The organism is Candidatus Regiella insecticola LSR1, from assembly GCF_000143625.1.
Classification (GTDB): Bacteria; Pseudomonadota; Gammaproteobacteria; order Enterobacterales; family Enterobacteriaceae; genus Regiella; species Regiella insecticola.
Window position 1 is genome coordinate 18,064 of record NZ_GL379592.1, and the last position, 17,329, is coordinate 35,392.

Annotated in this window: 15 protein-coding genes and 3 pseudogenes; 3 read left to right on the plus strand and 15 right to left on the minus strand. The window is 43.0% G+C overall.

Annotated elements, in window-relative coordinates:
* Position 1: 1 nt before the first annotated feature.
* From REG_RS05810 to REG_RS05825, 4 genes and pseudogenes are all read right to left on the minus strand, one after another.
* Positions 2-268, minus strand: a complete 267-nt coding sequence (locus REG_RS05810; RefSeq protein WP_039907556.1) for a sugar phosphate nucleotidyltransferase — start codon at positions 266-268, stop codon at positions 2-4.
* Positions 265-918, minus strand: coding sequence for a gamma-glutamyl-gamma-aminobutyrate hydrolase family protein (locus REG_RS05815; RefSeq protein ID WP_039907557.1), 654 nt, complete (start codon positions 916-918; stop codon positions 265-267). Before REG_RS05815 ends, REG_RS05810 begins: the two co-directional genes overlap by 4 nt.
* Positions 911-1,906: a PEP-utilizing enzyme gene (locus REG_RS05820; RefSeq protein ID WP_176603455.1), complete on the minus strand. Its 996-nt coding sequence runs from the start codon at positions 1,904-1,906 to the stop codon at positions 911-913. Before REG_RS05820 ends, REG_RS05815 begins: the two co-directional genes overlap by 8 nt.
* A 32-nt stretch (positions 1,907-1,938) precedes the next feature.
* A pseudogene (locus tag REG_RS05825) lies at positions 1,939-2,121 on the minus strand (NAD(P)H-dependent glycerol-3-phosphate dehydrogenase); the annotation flags it as partial.
* Between the two features lie 69 nt (positions 2,122-2,190).
* Here REG_RS05825 and REG_RS12160 point away from each other — a divergent pair.
* From REG_RS12160 to REG_RS13300, 3 genes are read left to right on the plus strand one after another with little or no spacing between them, the layout of a single operon-like run.
* Positions 2,191-2,484, plus strand: a complete 294-nt coding sequence (locus tag REG_RS12160) for a hypothetical protein (RefSeq protein WP_006704759.1) — start codon at positions 2,191-2,193, stop codon at positions 2,482-2,484.
* The gene (locus REG_RS12715; RefSeq protein ID WP_141553588.1) at positions 2,438-2,869 is read left to right on the plus strand and encodes a helix-turn-helix domain-containing protein; all 432 of its coding nucleotides are present in this window, start codon (positions 2,438-2,440) and stop codon (positions 2,867-2,869) included. The genes REG_RS12160 and REG_RS12715 overlap by 47 nt, the downstream gene beginning before the upstream one ends.
* Positions 2,870-2,883: 14 nt before the next feature.
* On the plus strand, positions 2,884-3,024 hold the full coding sequence (locus tag REG_RS13300; protein ID WP_176603359.1) for a hypothetical protein: 141 nt from the start codon (positions 2,884-2,886) through the stop codon (positions 3,022-3,024).
* Positions 3,025-3,065: 41 nt separating this feature from the next.
* Here REG_RS13300 and REG_RS05835 read toward each other — a convergent pair.
* The 11 genes and pseudogenes from REG_RS05835 to bolA all read right to left on the minus strand — a co-directional run.
* Positions 3,066-3,308, minus strand: a pseudogene (locus REG_RS05835) (2-dehydropantoate 2-reductase N-terminal domain-containing protein); the annotation flags it as partial.
* Entirely contained in the window at positions 3,295-3,780 is a 486-nt protein-coding gene (secB, locus tag REG_RS05840; RefSeq protein ID WP_006704812.1) for a protein-export chaperone SecB, read from the minus strand. The pseudogene REG_RS05835 and the gene secB, both read right to left, overlap by 14 nt.
* A 169-nt stretch (positions 3,781-3,949) precedes the next feature.
* Positions 3,950-4,384, minus strand: a complete 435-nt coding sequence (locus tag REG_RS05845; RefSeq protein ID WP_087943397.1) for a rhodanese-like domain-containing protein — start codon at positions 4,382-4,384, stop codon at positions 3,950-3,952.
* 263 nt (positions 4,385-4,647) lie between these two features.
* Complete coding sequence (queD, locus tag REG_RS05850; RefSeq protein WP_039907736.1) at positions 4,648-5,010, minus strand: 6-carboxytetrahydropterin synthase QueD; 363 nt, start codon at positions 5,008-5,010, stop codon at positions 4,648-4,650.
* 186 nt (positions 5,011-5,196) lie between these two features.
* A complete protein-coding gene (gene folK / locus REG_RS05855) occupies positions 5,197-5,721 on the minus strand; it encodes a 2-amino-4-hydroxy-6-hydroxymethyldihydropteridine diphosphokinase (RefSeq protein WP_050749356.1) in 525 nt (174 codons plus the stop codon).
* Between the two features lie 64 nt (positions 5,722-5,785).
* On the minus strand, positions 5,786-7,234 hold the full coding sequence (gene pcnB, locus REG_RS05860) for a polynucleotide adenylyltransferase PcnB (RefSeq protein WP_071985188.1): 1,449 nt from the start codon (positions 7,232-7,234) through the stop codon (positions 5,786-5,788).
* A 387-nt stretch (positions 7,235-7,621) separates the two neighbouring features.
* A complete protein-coding gene (gene dksA / locus REG_RS05865; RefSeq protein ID WP_039907565.1) occupies positions 7,622-8,077 on the minus strand; it encodes an RNA polymerase-binding protein DksA in 456 nt (151 codons plus the stop codon).
* 737 nt (positions 8,078-8,814) lie between these two features.
* Entirely contained in the window at positions 8,815-10,704 is a 1,890-nt protein-coding gene (gene recD / locus REG_RS05870; RefSeq protein WP_039907741.1) for an exodeoxyribonuclease V subunit alpha, read from the minus strand.
* Positions 10,704-14,294 (minus strand): exodeoxyribonuclease V subunit beta, encoded by a 3,591-nt coding sequence (recB, locus tag REG_RS05875; RefSeq protein ID WP_006704819.1) that lies wholly within the window; start codon positions 14,292-14,294, stop codon positions 10,704-10,706. The genes recD and recB overlap by 1 nt, the downstream gene beginning before the upstream one ends.
* 16 nt (positions 14,295-14,310) lie before the next feature.
* Positions 14,311-16,804 (minus strand): annotated as a pseudogene (ptrA, locus tag REG_RS05880) (pitrilysin).
* Positions 16,805-16,917: 113 nt separating this feature from the next.
* Positions 16,918-17,244 (minus strand): transcriptional regulator BolA, encoded by a 327-nt coding sequence (gene bolA / locus REG_RS05885; protein ID WP_006704820.1) that lies wholly within the window; start codon positions 17,242-17,244, stop codon positions 16,918-16,920.
* Positions 17,245-17,329: the final 85 nt, after the last annotated feature.

Below are 17,329 nucleotides of genomic sequence, written 5' to 3' on the forward strand. Positions count from 1 at the left end.
ATTAGAGGCGACAACTAGACTGACACTGGGGGATATTGGTGCTATTGAAAAACGCATTATGATAAGTAGGACAGCCAAAGGCATCGAATTTTTCAGCTTTATAGCCAGTCGCAATGGCGATATTTTCAATGCCTGATGCCCTCAAAGTATCAATCTGGTGAGAGACTAGCGGTTTACCCAATAAAGAAACCAGTCCCTTTGGACGATCGTTTGTTAAGGGTCGTAAGCGTGATCCCTCACCGGCCGCTAGAATCAGGCAACATGTCATATTCCAAAATGTCCTTTGATAAGTTGGCAATCACTTTTAAAGGGTGGGACTTCACGCTCAGGGTGCCACATAATAGCAAGTACTTTGTGATGAGTATGACAAAAGGCCTTAATGTTATCTTCGGCGTCATGAGCAAGAGCGATAAGATTTTCTCCCAAATTATCACGCGGTACAGCGCAATCGTGAAAGCTATTCACCTCAGAAGGAAATAGAAAAGACGCGTTATTATTTTCTGCAATCAAAGGATGCCTCGTTCCTGCGTGACCTTTGATTTTAACAAGTTGTCCACCAAAATAAACATTGATCAACTGTAATCCACGGCATACCCCTAATACAGGGATTTGAGTTGATATCGCCGCATTCAATAAGGCCTTTTCATAGGCATCTCGTTCTGGACTAAGACTCTCTGGCGTGTCGGTTTCATCTGCAAAATCAACGAGAGTATTGCCACCACTTAAGATCAGGCCGTCAAGTTTAAGTTCTTTCCACATCTCGAGTGTAAAATCAGGGGACATCAAAGGGAGAGGTATGGGTAGCATGTCCATAGCAGTCAAAAGATTTGCCCAGTTAGTATCAAGGCAATCCATCACCTCGTTATAGCGCGGATGCTTCATTACTCTTTGTGTTATGCCAATACGTTTTTTAAACATACTCAAACCGCCCTTTATGACAGTCAAGTATCACACGACCCTCTTGGAGATTGTCATATATTTTATCTCCAATACCAATAGCTGCCGGAATACTCAGTTCTGCACACCGGATGGCCATATGTGAGTTAGCGCCTCCATATTGTGTAATCAAACCCGCAATATTATGAGAAAACAACCAATCAAAACCGGGGTCTGCGTTAGGAATGGCAACAATTTTGCCATCAATCGGTTCATTTTGATTTGCTTTAATGAAGACCAATTCTGCAACAACGCTTAACCGGGTTATGAAATTAGCATGTGATTTTTCCTGCTCATATCCAAAGAAGTCATCCTCACAACAAATAAAACCAGGCAGTTTGGCGAGATGCTGTTCGACGGATGCTGTTTTTCTTAATTTAACGAATTTTGGAATCAGCTTTTCATCTAATTGACTCGTTCGAAGGGCTCTGATGTCGTCAAATGTTAAATACCCAACTTCTTCGCGCGTCAATCCCAACACTTCTGTGCCATATTGAATTAAAAAATCGAGGGCAGCACTTAAATTTCGGGAAAATTCAAATTTAGTTTTTTCTCGTGCCTGAATAGCCTGACTTAGATATCGAATGAGTTCATCTACTTCAATTTCAGTAGGCAAGGCATCTAGGAAAGCTTGAAACCCTTCCATTTCGTGTTTTGTGAAGACAAACCCATCACAATCTGTTTGCTTAGTGAGATGAGATAGTTGACGATTGAAATAAAAATCCGGTTTTTCCCAATAGGCTGTTTGGTTTACATCATAAGTTCCGGGGCGCAGGTGACCAAATTGTTTTATAAGGACGTCGATGCTCAAGCTATGATCAGCAAGAGCGTCTTGAAAATCTCCTGCCACCGTTGGAACAGTTGCCTGAAATTCAAGCATATGGTCTTGACTCAAGCTCCCTTGTTTAATGAAACTTTTTAACAGTGCCACTGCAACAAATCCGGCGCGCGCTGCATGAGAAAATGCCAAGGTACCGAATCTTCGACAGTCTTCAATAAGTTGAAGGTAGGGCCGGAAATAACAGCTAAAGGTACCGTTTTTCCCACAATTTTTTGTGCAACTTGGTGCAATAATCGCCCTTTTTCCGCTTCTAATCCTTTCGTCGCCCACACAATCCGAGCGTCAGATCGCAAATGGGATTTTAATTTCTGCAATACAGAGCCAAAAACTTGACTCGGCACTACCCCCCAGTGTCAGTCTAGTTGTCGCCTCTAATTTTCGTTAATGGGAACTAATAAAGAGGCGATATAATCATGGAAAAACCGACGTATTCGGAAGAGTTTAAAGAGCAGGCGCTGTGTAAGGTTTATCATCGGAATGGGCGTACAATGAAAGCCATTGCGGATGAACTTAACGTGCCGCCGAGGAAGCTAAGAAGTTGTTTAGCAGAAAGTGAACTCGCCTCTTGGTGCAGGGGGCAGGGTATTTTTGTTCATCACCTGAAGCAATGGCGCGCGGATTTTTGTGACCCGAAGCGAACACAACGCAGTAAGAGGAAAAATGATTATTCCCGAACAGCGCCAGTCTATTATGATGTGGATTACTGAATCAACGCAGGCCGGAGCGCGGCAACAACAGGCTTGTCTCCTGATTGGGCTAAGCACGCGAACCCTACAGCGCTGGCAGAAAGCTATCGAGCAAGTGGATGGCCGAACGCGCCGAACAGCGCCGCCGCCCCACAAACTCTCACCCTGTGAGCGGGCTAAGCTACTGGAAATAACCTCTTCGGCCAAATTTGCTCATTTACCCCCGAGTCAAATTGTGCCGATGTTGGCTGATGAAGGGCTCTATTTCGCCTCCGAATCCACTTTCAAGACGCCCGCGCATGGGTCGAACACGTGGTGCACTGGTATAATCAAGAGCATCGCCACAGTGCCATTGAATTTGTCACACCTGCACAAAGACATGCAGGCCTTGATAAAGCCCTATTAGCTCAGCGTAACACAGTGTATGAAAAGGCACGCGCTGCAAACCCTACACGCTGGGCAGGTCAAATCCGTCAGTGGCCGTATGTGAAAGAAGTCCATTTAAATCCACAAAAATCCAGAGAAAAAAAGGTGAAACCAGACGCCAAAAAAGCAGCCTAGGATTTTACATCCTGGGCGACAACTACATTGACAATTACCGCTACCAACAATACATTACGGCTGGCCGCTAGCGCTTGAGCGAGATCAGTTTGTAGTAGCAATTTTTCGGGTAATGCGATATTGGCTAAATTAGCCTGATTACAGCGGGTGTTTTGCAATGCTGCAATATGTTTTGGATCGCGTCCCCATAATACAACTTTATTATTACGCGCTAACATTATGGCTAGCGCGGTACCGTAAGATCCGGCACCAATGATTGTCATAACACTATCAGTTATGTTCATCAGGCATCCTGATGTTGTGCGATGTTTGACTGTCCATTTTGTTTTTTTGTAGATAATTCATAAATAGGGCATCAAAGTTAACCGGCGCTAAATTTAACGGTGGGAAAGTGCCTCTGGAAACCAAATTTGAGATGCATTCTTGCGCATAAGGAAAAAGCAAATTCGGGCAATAGGCACCTAAACAGCGTTCTAATTTGGCATCTTCTATCCCTTCAATGGAGAAAATCCCCGCTTGCTTAACCTCACCGATAAATGCCGTTTTTTCATCGAAAGTCGCCTCCACATCGATGCTGAGTACCACTTCAAATAAATTATCCGCTAACTTTTCAGATTTTGTTTCTAGGTTAACCATAACCTCTGGTTGCGTGTCATTTTGGAAAAAATCCACGGCATTAGGCGCTTCGAAAGAAATGTCTTTAGTGTAAATACGTTGGATTTGGAACATCATATCGGTTTTATCTTGTGTTGACATTGGTATGCATACCCTTAGATTTAAAAATTAGATAGACCCTTCGCCTTTGAAGCCGCCGCGTTGCTGGCTACGAGCCATCGCCCTCATGGTATGTCTACGCTCATCGGTCTTACACCCTGGCAGCCGAAAGCAACTTCAAAGGCGAAGGATATAGAATTCTGTAAAATTTTTATTTACCTCGTACTAGGGGCAAATTTTCCCCACTCCAACCTGATATCCCTTCTTTTAAAACTAACACAGACTCAAATCCTGCCTTGTTGAGATTTTTAGCCAGGCTAATTGCTGTTGTGCCAGTGGCACAAACCACGATAATAGACCGCATTTTATGTTGTTTTGATTGCTGAAAATTATTATTTTTTATCTCTTTAGCGGCAAGATTAATCGCCCCGAGAATGTGGCCTCGGCGATAATCTTCAGGTGCACGGATATCAACCACTGCTGCATTTTCTTTATTAATTAATCGTATTGCTTCCGCTCGAGTAATTTCTTTAATGTTAGAAAAAAAACTTTTAAAGATGCTAGTAATCAACATGATAAATAAAGCTATCCAAGCAATGCTTAGAATGGGATGTTGGCTAATAAATTGGGTTATTTCTTGCAACATAGTGCTCACAATTCCTCCATGGGCTATAAAGAAAACAGACTGCTGACAAAAACTAATTCCATTCGCGATGACTTTGGCAGTAGTTTAGTATTCAAAACCAAAGGGTATAGAGAATAGACCTCTCTCCAAACCGTAGTTCGTTATGCGAAGTCAAGGCGCCCGGCGCACAGCAACCTTCGTTCCCATACAGTACATGAGGATTGCGCGCACCGGGCAAAGCAGGATTCGCGTCACGTAGTAGGTTTGAAAAGAGGTCTAATATACTATTCACCCCTATAAACGCAGCCTGTAGAACAGGTTTCTTTTATTGTCACCGCACTCAATTCAGGCAACTTTGGCTTCAGCTGTTGCCAAATCCAAGCGGCGAGTACTTCACTGGTGGGATTTTCTAACCCCTCTATTTCATTTAAATAATTATGATCTAAGCGTTGTAAAATGGGCTCAAATTGAGTTTTCAATGCAGCAAAGTCCATGATCCAACCGAATGTAGGATCGACCTCACCCGTCACTTCCAGCCTGAGTGAAAAAGAATGGCCATGCAAACGACCACATTTATGCCCTTCAGGTACGTTGGGCAGCCGATGAGCCGCTTCAAATTGAAAATCTTTAAACAAAGTGGTGGTCACGATTGTAGCCTTCTTTTTATAAGCCAATATACCCTTCGCCTTTCAAGTTACGACGGCGTTGGCTGCGGGTACTCGCCGAATCACGTAGTCTGTCTACGCTCATCGGTCGGTCGCCCTGGCCGTAACTCGAAATTCATTGGGTATACAAGAAATTTCGAACCGCTTTTTAGGCGAATTTAATACGGATCACCAAAGTATTAAACCATTTTTAGGCAAATTTTCTAGCTTTTCGGCAAGCGATTCACCATTCGGTAAAATTAATCCAGGAGCAATATCCGCTAAAGGGTAAAGCATAAACGCTCTCTCTAGCAAACCATAATGAGGAACTGTAAGCCGCTCGGTATTAATAATCTGATTATCATATAACATAATATCTAAATCTAGCTCTCGGGGAGCCCATCGCTGATTGTTGCGTACTCTCCCCTGGGCGCGTTCAATAGCTTGGGTATGATCCAGTAATTTTTCGGCGGGGAGTAACGTATCTAATGCAGCTACGGCGTTAAGATAATCTGGCTGTTTTTGTGCTCCTAAAGGCTGACTGCAATAAAATGGAGAACATTTTATCAGTGTAGTATCAGGTAAACGCGCCAATGCCTCCAAGGCAGAATTTATTTGTAGTAGCGGGGAGGCAAGATTACTACCCAATGCGATATATACCCTTCGTCTTTGAAGCTGCCGTGTTGTTGGCTGTGAATGTTCGCCTACGCTCATCGGTCTCACGCCCTGGCCGCCGACCGGCAACTTGTGTGGGTATAACCAGCGATCATGTCGATTTTTATTCACTGTGACGTACAGATTTTTTCTTTGTAGGAGAACGTGGGCGGTGACGTGATGTTGCTAAAGCTGCTAGCATTGATTTTTTCTGCTCTAACGTCGCTACTTGAAATTGAGTCCACCAGCAGCTTAGTTTCTGTAATACTTGATTATTTTCAGCTTCAGCACGTAGCATCAACAGATCATAGGCGGCGCGAAATTTTGGATGTTGCATCAACTTATACGCTCGCACCCCTTCACGGCGTGGCAAGCGTAGCTGCAATGACCAAATCTCTCTGGTAACGATAGTGATGCGCTTCGGAATGGCTAATGAGCGATTCTCTAGTTCCAACACATCGTTCATCGCCAAAGAGAAAGCCTCATGATATGCTAAACCACTTTCCTGTTTTAGTTTCTGCGCATGTTCAATCAATGGATACCACAACATCGTCGCAAATAAAAATGCCGGATTGACTTGTTTATCATTGTGTAAACGATCATCGGTGTTTTTTAGCACCTGAACTAAAATACGCTCCATTGGTGAATCTTGGTGTTCAGTAAAATGATTAGATATTAATGGAAATAACGGTTGGAAAAGCTGATACTCACACAGTTTTAGATAGCTTTTATAGCCATAGCCCCCTTGCAATAATTTAAGTGACTCTTCAAACAATCGCGCTGGTGGAATATCACTCAATAATGAAGCCATACGCTTAATAGGCTCTGCTGTCTCAGGGCTAATGGTCATATCCAACTTGGCTGCAAAACGCACGGCACGTAACATTCGTACCGGGTCTTCCCGATAACGCACTTCAGGATCGCCGATTAAGCGAATCACACCTTGTTTTAGATCATGGAGTCCACCACAATAATCCCTCAATACAAAATCTGAACTGCCATAATAGAGGCTATTGATAGTGAAATCACGACGCTGGGCATCTTCTTCAATAGATCCGAAGATATTGTCTCGCAGCAACATCCCGCTTTGTGCTTGCTGAGAAGCATTCTTATCACTATTTTTACTCAATTCTTGCTCATGATGACCACGAAAAGTAGCGACTTCAATAACATCGCGTCCAAACATAATATGCGCCAAACGGAAACGGCGACCAATCAGACGACAATTACGAAATAGTTTACGTACCTGTTCTGGTGTAGCGTTAGTCGCAATATCAAAATCTTGTGGTTTTTTACCAAGCAGTAAATCACGGACACTGCCACCAACTAAATAAGCTTCATAGCCTGATTTATTTAGCCGATACAGCACTTTCAAGGCATTATCGCTGATATCTTTACGAGAAATGTTATGTTTATCTCGCGGAGTGGTGGTCATAAGGTGCTTTTTTTCTGGCAACGACAGCGTATTGCTTTTATTGAGGGTTTTGTGCGTACTAGCAATATTATCTTTACGAAATATTTTATTTTTATATATCAGCACATTGCGGTAGATTTTAGCTACTCGGGTAAAAATGGTACACCTCGACAGTAATGAATAAAAAACATAATTACAGATAAAGTAGTGGCTAATAGTAACCTACTGTGCTTCTTTTGAGAACGTTGTGGGGTTTTAAAAAAAATAACCATGAGCCATGGATAAATAGTAAAACACCAGCAATCATAGGTAATAAAAAAATGAGAGTTTTTATTACGTTAAGGGATACCAAAAACAAGTTCTGGCCACCCCTCGTTGTCGGCATTAACAACGGATGTATTTTGCCATGTTTTTACCCTTTACACCCTTCGCCTTTGAAGCCGCCGCGTTGTTGACTGCCAGCTCTCGCCTTCATGGTATGTCCACGCTCATCGGTCGGTCGCCCTGGCAGCCGAAGGAAACTTCAAAGACGAAGGGTATAATACTTTAACCTGTCATCTGTTTTTCCTTTATTTCAGCTAGGGTTTTACAGTCAATGCACATAGTTGCGGTAGGCCTTGCTTCTAAACGGCGAATACCAATTTCTACACCGCACTCTTCACAATAGCCAAAATCGTCACCTTCAATGTTGTTCAGGGTTTTTTCTATTTTCTTGATAAGTTTACATTCACGATCGCGGCTTCGTAATTCAAGGCTAAATTCTTCTTCTTGAGCTGCTCGGTCAATGGGATCAGGGAAGTTAGCTCCGTCATTTTTCATGTGGCTGATCGTCTTGTCTGCCTCATCTCTGAGCTGATGACTCCATGCTGTTAAAATTTTTTTGAAATGCGCTAGCTGATCAACATTCATGTACTCTTCGCCGGGCTTTTCTTTATAAGGCTCCACCCCAGCGATAGCGAGAATGCTCAGGGACGAATTCGGATGTTTTTGCCCTTTTTGCATGATGCTTCTCCTACATTTACACGTACAATGAATTAGTAATACGTATATTGTCCCCCCAAGCGGGGAAAATTCAGGCCGCTTTGACATCCTCCCCGATCCTAAATGGCGAGGATTTACAGCGTTCAGACCGAAGCCTGACTCACCTCAGTGGGTTCCTGCTTCATATACCCTTCGCCTTTGATGTTGGCTGCGGGTGCTCGCCCTCATGGTATGTCTACGCTCATCGGTCGGTCGCCTTGGCAGCCGAAGGCAACTTCAAAGACGAAGGGTATAGAGTGAACTAACTGCGCCTACTCTCCACAGGCTTAAAATCCCGCATGCCGTGCGGTATCAATTGCCGTCATAGCTAGGCCGAAGCTTTCGCTGTTAGCAGCAAAATTTTAACACAGGTTAGTTGGAAAACCATGCCTTATATCCCCGGCCTAAACGCCAAGGTTTTACAGCATACTGGATAAATTGGCAATTACTCTTGCTGGTTGCTTGATAAACATTGCCAATAATTTTTATTTGTTTAGAGCCTGTTCAAAATTTTCTCTGAGCGACGCTCAATTGAGAAAAAAAGGGGCAAAAAAGCGCCCAACGCACAGCAACCGCTGTGTATGAGGACACAAGAAATTTCGAACGAGCTACTACAGCAACCTGCTAGGCTTTAATATAGCACCCAGGTATGCTCTTTTCCTGTAACAATAAATCTATACGGTTATTTTTGTCATGATCTTTAATTTTATATAGCTAAATCAGTCTGACTTGATTCGGCTATATAAGCGATCAACCAAGCCACTACGTCTTAACGTTGATGTATTAATAGCGTGATTTAAAACCTGATGAGACGCATAAAGCGTTAGTTTCCTTCGCGCGCGGGTAATTCCAGTGTAGAGTAATTCACGTGTTATTAACGGTGAAAAATGGGGGGGGAGTACTAAAGCAGTATGCTCAAATTCTGAGCCTTGAGATTTGTGTACGGTCATTGCGTATGCCGTGTCGTGGTAGGGTAAACGGTTAGGTTGTACTGATTTAATATCACCATTTGGCAATTGAAAATAAACACGCAGATGGCCATGAGCACCAGGTAACGCAATGCCAACATCACCGTTGAATAATCCAAGTGCGCTATCGTTACGTCCAATCATAATAGGACGTCCGCTATACCAGTCGTTAGATAGCCTCTTTGAACGTCGAATCAAGCCTTTGTTCCGTAAAATGTGTTCAATTTGCTGGTTTAAACCACTGACACCAAAGGATCCAGCGCGTAGTGCGCAGAGTAATTGATAACGGTTAAAAGCGGCTAATATCTCAGCTGCATCATTACCTTGCATAACCTGTTCAAGATAGGTCTGATACCCTATCACACTGGCTTGCAGTAAGGCTTTATAATTTTCAGCTTCAGTTAATACCACATATTCAACGTCAGTGTGGTTTCTTTGCAAAACAGATAAAGCCCGTTGATATTTGCCTGTGTTCACGGCTTCAGCAAGTTGTCCTATGCCTGATTTTTTATCAAAGCGGTAACTTTTTTTCAATAAACAGAGGCTATCACCAACACGGGTTTGTGTTGTCAACGTCTCATTTTTCTTTTCCCGATGATAATTACAGAGCTGATCTAATCGGTAACCGGTCGCGCGGGCTAATTGCTCAGCACGGGGCGCACTGTAACCTAAGACAGCCAAACGACAGATATCACCAAAGACTGCACCGACTTCTACTGATGCTAATTGATCTCTATCACCGAGAAAAATCACGCGGGCTTTAGCGGGCAATGCAGCAATTAATTTTGCCATCATGGGCAAATCAACCATTGAAGCTTCATCGACCACCAAAACATCAAGATTTAACGGATTAGCGGGATGATAGCGCAACCGTTGGCTATTCAGTTGTATCCCAAGTAAACCATGCAGAGTTGAAGCTTGATCAGGCAATAGCTTACGTTCTATTTCATTAAGCGCTAATTGTTGCCAGGTTTTCCCCAAAGACTCGCTTAAACGTGCGGCGGCTTTACCGGTAGGTGCCGCCAACTGAATACGCAGCTGAGCCCCTGCGGTTAGGCGTACTAAGGCAATGAGCAATTTTGCTACCGTGGTGGTTTTACCGGTGCCTGGTCCACCTGAAATGACCGATATTTTTCCTGTTACTGCCACTGCTGCTGCTATTTTTTGCCAATCGACCTCATCAGTATCAGTACCAAAGAGTTGATCTAAAATATTTCGCAGCTGATTTTCATTGATCGCCTCATTAACTCTGCTACCGGCAATAAAACGGACGACATCGCCTTCACTTTGCCACATCCTTTGCAGATAAAGCCGATCATACTGTAAAACTAAGGGAGTGGGTTGTGAACCATCACTAACAGAGGGCGAGCATTGCAAACTGTCACGCCAACATTGTACATCCGGCGCTTTGGCGGCATGCCACAGTGCTCGAGTAAGCTCAGGTTGACGGCCAGCAAATAAACATTGAGGTTGCAAACTTGTTATGGGTAAACAGATATGTCCAGCGCCTACTTCGGCGCTAAGGTAGGCGGCGGCCAGCTGTAACGCAGGACAATGATCCGGCGCGATCATGCGGGCAAACTGCACGTCAATAGGACGTAATAATCGCTCACGGATAGCCTGATCTAATAATTCCATCATCATGTGGCGGTGATCTCTCTGCTAAATAGATCATCTAATGCGTGAATGAGTTGTTGTTGAGGGCGGTAGGAAAAAACCCCATTACCTGGGTAGTTAGCGTCAATCCCACGCAAAAATAAATAGATCACCCCGCCGAAATGTCGCTGATAATCATAATCAGTTAAGCGATGAGCTAGATAACGATGCAATGCTAAGGTGTAGAGCTGATATTGCAAATCATAGCGATGTTCAGCCATGCTCATGGTCATTGCTGTAGGGTGGTAAGCACGACTGTCTTCACCTAACCAATTCGATTTATAATCCAATAGATAAAATTTCCCTTGCCAGCAAAACACCAAATCAATAAAACCTTTTAGCATTCCTTGCACTTGTTGAAAATTCAATGCCTGACAACGCGCTGATATGGGATCATATTGTTTGATCAAATTATCTAATTCATTTGCTTGCAATAGACTATTGATCGGTAGATGAAATTGTAATTCTGCCTGTTTATTCGCTGGCGTCAAACTCGCCAAGCTTACCCCTGTTTCGTTCAATGGGGTATGTAAAATATCGGTTAACCATTGGTGTAATACCGGTGACCAAATAGTGTCAAAACCCTTTTGTAGGAGTTGATCGGTTAGCCATTCCAGGTCGATGGGTTGACTAAAATCAAGCAGCTCGAGTAGCCCATGCAAAAATGTTCCCGCTATTGCACCACGTGGGAAATGGTGTGGTGTCAAATTATTTACCAGAGATACCGTTTTACTCGCGGTATCATTGTTTAATGGTGTTAACCACGTTAGTTTGTCTACTGATTTAACGACACCTTGCGGTTGTGATATTGGCTCTACGGATGATTGGAAAGCCTGTTGTAACGCTGAATAACTGGTCACGCGCCAATGATCTTGTATTTGTCGCGTAAATGTTTTTGCGGCAAGTGGAATTTTTGTCGATTTTTGCGGTTGCCAAATTTGTTTATCCAGTGCCGCCACTACGGATACGGCAATATCGTCGCTTTTGCTGTCTGTTGTCATCAATATTGCTAATTGTTCTACCAAATAATCACCATCACCTGACTCCCCTCTTTGCAACAAATAACCGATAGCGGTTTGATGTAAATCACTGTTACCTTGTTTACGGCTGCCTTTGGTTAAAGGTGCGATCCCTATACTACAGTGGTAAACCGAACGGGTTAAGGCCACGTAAAGTAATCGTAAATCTTCCGCTAGGCGTTCCTGCTGAGCCAACTTTTTACTTTCATCGTTGGGATTAAGATCCAGCATAGCGGTAAAATTTTGACGATCATGATAAAACGCTTCATGTTGTTGACGAAAATTAACGATAAACGGCAACCAGACCAAAGGATATTCTAATCCTTTTGATTTATGGATAGTGACCACTTTAACTAAAGGCGCATCACTTTCCAGCCGCAGTTGTTGATGTTCAGCCTGTCGTTCAGGTTGTGAGATTTGTTGCGCTATCCAACGGACTAATGCGTGTTCACTGTCAAGCTGTGTTGCCGCTGTTTGTAACAGTTCTCCCAAATGGAGTAAATCGGTCAAGCGCCGTTCACCCCCTGGGCTGGCTAACAAATTCTCGGCCAGTTCGCGCCTGGTGATGATCTCTCGTAACATGGGTAAAATGCCATGTTTCCGCCAATGTTGGCGGTAACCATCAAATTCATCGACCAGTGCATCCCAAGCTTGTTCATTATGGTTTAATTGATCTAATTTTTTTATATCAAGTCCAAGTAAACTGGTCGCCATTGCACAACGTAAAGTGCGTTCTTGCTCTGGCGCCAACACGGCTTGTAGCAACCAAAATAAATCTTTGGCTTCTGGGGTATCAAAGACACTGTCCTGACTCGATAAATAAATAAAGGGAATAGCCAGCATATTTAACGCTTTTCTGACTACCATAGCCTCAGTACGATTACGGACTAAAATAGTGATATCTGATGCTTGAACGGGACGAGACCCTTTTTGGGTGATTAAGTTGGCGCGTCCAAGTTGTCCTGCCGTAAGCCAATCGCGTATTTGTGTCGCGCATTGCTGAGCCATGAGTTGTTGGTATTCACCGAGATTGACTTTTTCTCCAGGTTGTACCCAAAAGTGGAGTGCGGGTTGTATTTTTTTATCGATTTCGAAGGCTAATTCAGCATTTTTTTTCGCCGCAATAACATTAATAAAGGGAATTTGCTCAAATAAAAAAGGCACATTAACTTGATTAAACAACCGATTGACAGATCGCACCATCTGATGAGAAGAACGCCAGTTAGTCGATAAGGTGTAGTGGGCATTAATTTCAGCGCGGGCACGAATATAAGTAAAAATATCGGCGCCGCGGAAGGCATAAATGGCTTGTTTGGGATCACCAATCAACAACAGTCCACAATGCTCTTGATTAGCGTAAATACGATTAAAAATACGGTATTGTTGCGGATCAGTATCCTGAAATTCATCGATCATCGCGAGGGGATACTTGCTACGGATCGCGGCGGCTAACGACTCTCCTGCCGATTGTTGTAAGGCCATGTCCAAACGACTTAATAAATCATCAAAACCTAGTACTGCCCGTTGACGTTTTTCTTGTTGAACCGCTTCGCGGATCTCCCTGATGGCCTTTGTGATAATGAGATCACGTAACGTTAGGGGGTCGGCAAATAGTTGGTCGATGGCCAAAAATAGCGCATCTTCTGGGGGATTGCCTTGTTTAGTTTTGTCATACAAAACGGACTGACGGAATTTAGCCAGCTCTTGGGGTAGAAAATAATCACAGGTTTCCTGCTCAGCCCATTGAGTGACTATGGCTAACCAATGAGGGAGATTTTTACTGCTATAGCTGCGTTTGTCGACAGCAGAATCGCTGATTAATGCAGCCAATTTATCGGCTTTTTGGCACCAATGCGTTTTCAGTTCATCAATTTTGGTCACTATTTGTTGGTGACGCTGACTAATACTTTGATCCTTGGGCACTTGGCGAAATTGTGGCACTTCACCTTGTAAATACGGAGAAAGATCATTGAGTAGTTGTTCAGGCCCTTGCCATTCTTGGCTTACCGCTCGCGCTTCATTCAAGGAAAGTGGATAACAATACCGGCGCCAAAAATCGGCACAAGCTTGCCGACGTAGCGGTAATTCATCATGGATTAAGGTTTGTTCAAATAAAATGCCAGATTCGAAAGCATTAGCCGCTAATATTCTTTGGCAAAAGCCATGAATAGTATAAATAGCCGCTTCATCCATTTGCCGTTCCGCCGCTAACAATTGCGCTGCCGCGTCAGCCAGATCCGTTATCTCATTTAATAATGCCTGATCCATCGCATCATCGCTGGCTCCACGTACGCAGGCTATCCGCAAGCGATGAATATTGCTGCGGATCCTCCCTTTTAATTCCTCTGTTGCCGCTTCAGTAAAGGTGACGACTAAAATTTCTTCCACTGTTAAGCGGCGTGGATAAGCAGTGTCGCCACCCAGTCCCAACAGTAAACGTAAATACAGCACACCTATGGTAAATGTTTTACCTGTTCCGGCAGACGCTTCGATGAGGCGTTCTCCCCACAATGGTAAGCTAAATGGCTCAAGTGATTGTGGGGGGGACGCTTTCATATATTTGTTGGTATTCTTAATGGCTGGTTTGAGGGGATCCCGCGGGCGGTGTAACTCTGGGCATAGTAGCTTGCAGAGCTGAAATAGTGGGATAGGTGATCCATTCCGTCATCGTTGCATAATCACCATTTTTCAATAACGCTGGTTCCTGGCTTTTAACCTGAGAAAGTAAGGCTAATCCTTGAGGTTTTATCACCGCCTGCTGAAAATAATTGACTAATGATTTTTGATTAAGCTTTTTCACTTGTTCAATCATATTGTGACGATGATCAAAGGCAAAACGATGGCGATTAAAATCATTTTCATAATGATCCGCTTCTTCCGCCAACGCGAGTTGTTTTTTAAGTGATTGCGCTAATACATTGACTTGTTGAGGCAATATATTACCTATAGCTAATATTTCAACCGCCGCCCGTTGTAGTAAATCATTCCGATAATTGACAATATCTTGCACGCTAATATGATCAAGCGTTTTTTGCCGCTCAGCCCGTTCGGTATAAGGAACCTGAGATAACATCTTAACGGGATAAATTGCGAGTTCAAACGCCCGTCTTTTTTCATTAATCTCTAATTGTTCACGATAATAGGATTTGGCTTGCTCTAGCTGCTCTTTCGTCGGTGTAAAAGCAGAGTATTGTTTTAATAATGTGAGCAGTAAATTAGGCAGTCGCTGCGTGAAACCATGGGCATTAATATACAACCCCTGGTTCGATCCAATCGAAAATTGTATCCCACCAACATCTGCTTGAGTACGAAGCTGATTAAGAGAGCGATTTGCCAAATAATGGGTTAGGGCAAAGAGTACTTGATGGCGTGCCGAATTTTGGGCGGCTTCAAAACGAAAAGCGATAGAGATGTCAGCTTTGGGTTCATTGGCAAAGTATTGACTCGGCATGTGGAACACCCGCAATCCGGGTTCATCAAGGATCTTGTGTGGATGTACAATGCCTGATTTTTTATTTTCAATTAAAGAAAAATCATTGGCAATATAGGGGTTTAATGTGGGTAATGAGAAAGTAAGATCGTTAGCCAATTGCTTCCAGTTAGTGAGCTGCTGAGTACTAATTTTATCAACCTGATAAGGGGCATTGAGAAAATACGCCACTTTATTATGAGGCTTTTCAGGGCTGATAAACCAAATGCGGGCTTTTTCAGGCGTCATTTCCGCGAGTCTTGCTGTGATGGCTTCAGGATCCGAATCGATCGGCTAAATAGGGTGCGTCTAACACGTGAGTGACGGGTACACGCAACATCATATCGACCAGTTCATCTATATAATTCATGTCTCGCGTAATGGAGAGGTAACGAAAATCTAAATTCAGCATACGTGCCATTTCATCAAAATAACTCTTTTTAATGCCATTTTTATGTAATAGATTTAAATAGTTGAAGATGGCTGCAATAATTTTATCCCGCTGTGCTAATCCTTTATCAGTTAAGGAAACCTCAATAGTAAATACCCCGCTGTTACGTGCACTCATTGGATCCGCTTCTGCCTTAATCGCATCGGCTAATCCTTGTTTTTGTAACCAGTCAGAAAGCGTATTGTCGCTGGTATTACTGATCAAATAACTAATATAATCATCTTTTTTACTGCGGAAAGCCGCACTATTATTATCAATACGGAAATCTATTTTTAGCTGTTTACGGGGTTGCGCTGGGACAGTATGGATAATAATCCCCGTTTGTTCAGAAGTTGCAACGGGCACTGTAATCAAGGGAACTTCCACATTGCGATTGCTTATTTTTCCGAAGGTATTAGCTGCCAATTCTGCTAATTTTGCCAATGATTGATTGCTATAAAGTACCGCAACCATAATATTTGCTGAATAATAGCGTTGATGAAATTTGATTAACTCATCCTGCAATTTACTGTCTGGTTTATCTTGTAGGGTATCTAAGTTGCCGATTGGAAAACGCGCAAAAGGGTGCGCTGGATTAAGTGTTTCACCGTCTATTAACCACATACGAATACCATCGCTGGAACGTGCCATTGACGCCTCTGCATGAACCGCATGACGTTCTCGATCAGCGTTCATAGGCTTGAATAACGGTGCGGCAATTGCATCAGCAAGACGTTCAACGGCAGGTGTTAATGCTTCGTTTTCAACTTCAAGATAATAGCCCGTACGGTAAGACGCAGTACTTGCGTTATAGCTGCCACCATGTTTTTTCAGAAAGTTAGCAAAGTCATCCGATTCAGGAAAACGTTGCGAACCCTGTAAAACCATATGCTCTGCATAATGTGCTAAACCCAATTGTGTATTAGGATCCTCCAAAAAACCAACCGGTAGTGCCAATGCCGCTAAGGACTTTGGTGCCATCACATCAGAAATTAACAATACGGTTATACCATTAATTAATTTTACAGCCTGATATTGACGAGGATCATCTGTACTTTTATGAATGGTTTCTGTCAACGGTTGCCAACCCTTACCCGCCCAACTTGCTGGAATAAGCAAAAATAAAAAAATACAGGTTTGTAAGATCCGCTGAAATTGTTTCGACATCTATTCTCTCCATTCACTACAGATAAAACTAACAATTCAGGCATTGTAATACAAACAGTATCTTTATGAAATCATACAAAATTGATTAATTAATAAGAAATGTATCTTTATGTTTAATTCAAATCAAAGGTTCCTGCGTCACGGCAAGGCGGTGAGATAAGGACGGTATCTTGCAAATTTTCCCACTCTTTCGCAGTATAAGTATGTAAGGCAAGTGCGTGAACGCCCCCCATAAACTCGTCTTTCAATAAACTATAGACTTCCTGATGGCGTTTTAAATGGCGCTGGTTAGAAAACTGCTCACTGACAATCACAACTTTGAAATGACTTTCATAGCCCGCGGGAACATTATGATTGTAGCTTTCATTAATGACCTCTAGATGAGTGGGTTTGAATTCTTTTCTAAGTTTTTCTTCAATTTTTTCACGAATTAAAAACATCGTTCACCTCCGTAAACTGCAAAGGGGACAGAAAGCCATGTCTATAGTGTAATCTGATAAATGATAACCTGCTCCAATCCTATTT

Coding starts and splice junctions, on each gene's coding strand:
- REG_RS05810 (WP_039907556.1), bottom strand. CDS start 268: ATGACATGTTGCCTGATTCTAGCGGCCGGTGAGGGATCACGCTTACGA.
- REG_RS05815 (WP_039907557.1), bottom strand. CDS start 918: ATGTTTAAAAAACGTATTGGCATAACACAAAGAGTAATGAAGCATCCG.
- REG_RS12160 (WP_006704759.1), top strand. CDS start 2,191: ATGGAAAAACCGACGTATTCGGAAGAGTTTAAAGAGCAGGCGCTGTGT.
- REG_RS12715 (WP_141553588.1), top strand. CDS start 2,438: ATGATTATTCCCGAACAGCGCCAGTCTATTATGATGTGGATTACTGAA.
- secB (WP_006704812.1), bottom strand. CDS start 3,780: ATGTCAACACAAGATAAAACCGATATGATGTTCCAAATCCAACGTATT.
- REG_RS05845 (WP_087943397.1), bottom strand. CDS start 4,384: ATGTTGCAAGAAATAACCCAATTTATTAGCCAACATCCCATTCTAAGC.
- folK (WP_050749356.1), bottom strand. CDS start 5,721: ATGAGCGTAGGCGAACATTCACAGCCAACAACACGGCAGCTTCAAAGA.
- dksA (WP_039907565.1), bottom strand. CDS start 8,077: ATGCAAAAAGGGCAAAAACATCCGAATTCGTCCCTGAGCATTCTCGCT.
- recD (WP_039907741.1), bottom strand. CDS start 10,704: ATGATGGAATTATTAGATCAGGCTATCCGTGAGCGATTATTACGTCCT.
- recB (WP_006704819.1), bottom strand. CDS start 14,294: ATGAAAGCGTCCCCCCCACAATCACTTGAGCCATTTAGCTTACCATTG.
- bolA (WP_006704820.1), bottom strand. CDS start 17,244: ATGTTTTTAATTCGTGAAAAAATTGAAGAAAAACTTAGAAAAGAATTC.